This is a genomic window from Candidatus Planktophila sp. (assembly GCF_046070465.1).
GTDB lineage: Bacteria > Actinomycetota > Actinomycetes > Nanopelagicales > Nanopelagicaceae > Planktophila.
Genome location: NZ_JBJTMK010000150.1, coordinates 1 through 3048, shown reverse-complemented (window position 1 = coordinate 3048; position 3048 = coordinate 1). Strand labels below are relative to the sequence as shown.

5 protein-coding genes are annotated in these 3048 nt (G+C 50.4%); 2 read left to right on the top strand and 3 right to left on the bottom strand.

Features of this window, described 5'->3' with window-relative positions; all coding sequences use genetic code 11:
- Positions 1 to 1194: ERAP1-like C-terminal domain-containing protein (locus ACKOVI_RS06560; protein WP_509603280.1), on the top strand; the 1194-nt coding region annotated here is incomplete at its 5' end.
- Positions 1195 to 1253: 59 nt separating this feature from the next.
- Here the strand turns inward: ACKOVI_RS06560 and ACKOVI_RS06555 are convergent.
- Positions 1254 to 1463: a hypothetical protein gene (locus ACKOVI_RS06555; RefSeq protein WP_509603279.1), complete on the bottom strand. Its 210-nt coding sequence runs from the start codon at positions 1461 to 1463 to the stop codon at positions 1254 to 1256.
- Between the two features lie 25 nt (positions 1464 to 1488).
- Between ACKOVI_RS06555 and ACKOVI_RS06550 the strand changes: the two genes are divergently transcribed.
- Complete coding sequence (locus ACKOVI_RS06550; RefSeq protein ID WP_509603278.1) at positions 1489 to 2031, top strand: mechanosensitive ion channel family protein; 543 nt, start codon at positions 1489 to 1491, stop codon at positions 2029 to 2031.
- Here ACKOVI_RS06550 and ACKOVI_RS06545 read toward each other — a convergent pair.
- Together ACKOVI_RS06545 and ACKOVI_RS06540 are read right to left on the bottom strand one after the other, a co-directional pair.
- Positions 2028 to 2420, bottom strand: a complete 393-nt coding sequence (locus ACKOVI_RS06545) for a globin (protein WP_509603277.1) — start codon at positions 2418 to 2420, stop codon at positions 2028 to 2030. The two genes, ACKOVI_RS06550 and ACKOVI_RS06545, sit on opposite strands and share 4 nt — an antisense overlap.
- A partial coding sequence (locus ACKOVI_RS06540; protein WP_509603276.1) for an MFS transporter occupies positions 2421 to 3048 on the bottom strand: 628 nt, incomplete at its 5' end.

Sequence of the window (3048 nt, the reverse complement as noted above, 5' to 3'; positions counted from 1 at the left end):
GTTAATACATGGCGACCAGAGCTTGTTATCGATGGTGATAAGTACACATCTGTTGCTGTTAAGCAGGAGGTGCCACTCGTTCCAGCTGGCTCATCAGAACTTCGCCCACACCGTATGGCAGTCGGTCTCTATGACATCGCAGGCGGCAAGGTTGTTCGTCGCAAGCGCGTCGAGCTCGATGTTGCCGGTGCAACAACTGTGGTTCCTGAATTTGCCGGAGAGAAGCTTGCAGATCTCGTTGTTCTCAACGATGGCGACCTCTCATACGGAAAGCTCCGCTTTGATGATCGCTCCATCGCAACTCTCAAGAGCCACCTCGGAAATATCGAGGATTCATTGACCCGTGCACTTGCCTGGTCAGCGGTCTGGGATATGACTCGTGATGGCGAACTCGCTGCAAGTGATTACGTACCAATGGTTCTCAATGCGCTTGCATCAGAGACCGATGTTGCCGTTGTTGCTACTCAGATGTTGCAGCTCGGAACAGCTGTCGAGCTCTATGCAGCTGATAAGAACCGTGATGCGCTTCGCACAATCTTGGCCGATGGCATCGAGAAGCTTCTTGATGGCGCAGCGGCAGGAAGCGATATGCAGCTTCAATATGTTCGCAGCTTTGCAGCAAGTGCAAAGTCACCGGCCCAGGTTTCAAAGGTGCGCGACATCCTTGATGGCAAGGTTGCAGGTGTCACTGTTGATGCAAACCTTCGCTGGACACTCCTTAATTCATTGGTCGAACGCGGTGCTGCAACTGTTGCTGAAGTTGAAGCAGAGCTTGCAAACGACAAGAGCGCAGATGGTGAAAAGGCTGCGGCGTTCGGTCGTGCAGTGGGAGCAGATGCTGCAGTCAAGGCTGCTGCATGGGAGCTTGCAACCACAAAGGACATCTCAAACCATATCCAGATTCAGACTATTCAGGGTTTCAACCGCCCAGGACAGCGTGATCTGACTGCACCATATGCGGACAAGTACTTCGATCTCATCCTTAACTACTGGACATCTCATACCTATGAGTTTGCAAGCAATATTGCACTTCTTGCATTCCCTTCATACCAAGTATCAGATGCCACGATGAAGAAGGTTGAAGGTTGGTTGTCAGGTGCTGGCAAGGATGCGCCTAATGGCCTTCGACGTATCGTCTCTGAGCAGCGCGATGCTCTAGCTCGTGCACTCAAGGCCCAAGCAAAAGATGCATAAGTAGTTCTATAAAAGAGAAGCCCCGGTCAATTGACCGGGGCTTCTCACTTTCACATCAATTAGATGATCTGGTTGATAACGTCGACGTTCTCCTTCTTGGGCGCTGATGCGTACCAAGAGACCAGCGCGATCACAGTAAAGATTGCCACCGGCGCAAGAAAGAAATAAGTAAATGTCTGCAGAGCAGTCAGACCCTGACCTGGCTGCGCATTTCCTTCCTGATTAATCATTGGCAGAAGGTTTACGACCTGAGATAGAGGCTTAATCATGGTGCGCAGTCTATCCTTAACCACTATGAGCGACCGTACACAGCAGATTGTTGATTGGTTCACAGGAGCACCGCTTCGAGTTATCTCTGTCTTTCTTATCGCCATCATCTGCCACTCCGTTGGCAAGCGTGCTATTGACCGCGCAGTGGCAAAACTGGCATCTGCCGACATCAAGCCAGGTCCAGGGGTCGTCGCCCGTCAGGCAGAACGTGCCCGCACTATTGGTACCGTTCTCACCTCCATATTCACTGCCTTCGTATGGGTTATCTCAGTAGGAATGATTTTGGGTGAGTTTGGATTTGATCTTGGCCCAGTCATTGCTTCTGCGGGCATCATTGGTGTAGCAATCGGACTTGGTTCACAAACACTTGTGAAAGATTTTATCTCTGGAATCTTCATGTTGGTGGAGGATCAGTACGGTGTAGGCGATCAAGTAAAAGTTGGCGATATTGAAGGCGCTGTTGAAAAAGTTGGCCTTCGCGTCACAACTGTCCGCGATGCAGCAGGAACGCTCTGGTACCTACGAAACGGCGAGATTCTGGTCGTTGGAAATAAATCTAAGCGCTAATCTTCAAATGAATTAAGGAGGTGTTCAGCAGCTCCTTCTAGATAGTGCCATAGCTTCTCTTGCGCCTGCGCTTCCATATCCATACCTTCCACTGCTTCACGCATGCAGGTAAGCCATGCATCTTTAGCAGCGGGACCAATATGAAATCCTGCATGGCGCATACGCAGGCGAGGATGGCCTCGTTCCTCTGAATATGTGGTCGGTCCGCCCCAATACTGCTCGAGGAACATCTTTAAACGCTGGGCAGCACCTTCCATATCGCGAGCTGGGTACATCGGGCGAAGAATCTCGTTAGTAGCAACGCGCGCATAAAACTGTGAGACTAAATCAGAGAAAAAAGGCTCTCCCCCGAATAGTTGGTAGTAATTCGTTGTATCGCGCTCTGCCATCTACACTCTCAATTCGCTAGCGGACTTTCCTTTAGCTATTTGTAGCACCATCAGCGCTGAGACGATACACATGGCCGCTGAGATATAGAACGCAATTGCATAATCTCCGAACTGAACTCGCAATAGCGCTGCGCCGAAAGCTGCTGTTGAAGCACCAATCTGGTGCGCCACAAAGACCCATCCATACACAATTGTTCCGCGATTTGGACCAAGCACAATTCGAGATAAGACCAACGTTGGTGGAACTGTCGCAACCCAATCGAGTCCGTAGAAGATTACAAAGACCAACGTGGATGGGTGTACTGAAGAGAAGAGAATTGACGGTAAGAGGAAGAGTGAAAGTCCGCGAAGACCGTAGTAGAAGAAGAGAAGTTTGCGTGGATCGAACTTATCCGTGAGATAGCCAGATGTAAGCGTGCCGATAACATCGAATACGCCGACCATTGCGAGCAATCCCGCGGCTACAGGTTCGGCCATTCCGTGATCGTGTGCTGCAGGAATGAAGTGCGTGCCGATTAATCCGTTCGTGGAAAGTCCACAGACGAAGAAGGTGAAGAAGAGAACTTGAAAGTTGCGATCTGACCTTGCCTGCTTAATCGTGTCGATTGCCAGGCGGAAAGCTGTCATC

What these genes read in the sequence shown, in the direction of transcription:
- ACKOVI_RS06545 (WP_509603277.1), bottom strand. Translation starts at nt 2,420, where the DNA reads ATGGCAGAGCGCGATACAACGAATTACTACCAACTATTCGGGGGAGAG.
- ACKOVI_RS06550 (WP_509603278.1), top strand. Translation starts at nt 1,489, where the DNA reads ATGAGCGACCGTACACAGCAGATTGTTGATTGGTTCACAGGAGCACCG.
- ACKOVI_RS06555 (WP_509603279.1), bottom strand. Translation starts at nt 1,463, where the DNA reads ATGATTAAGCCTCTATCTCAGGTCGTAAACCTTCTGCCAATGATTAAT.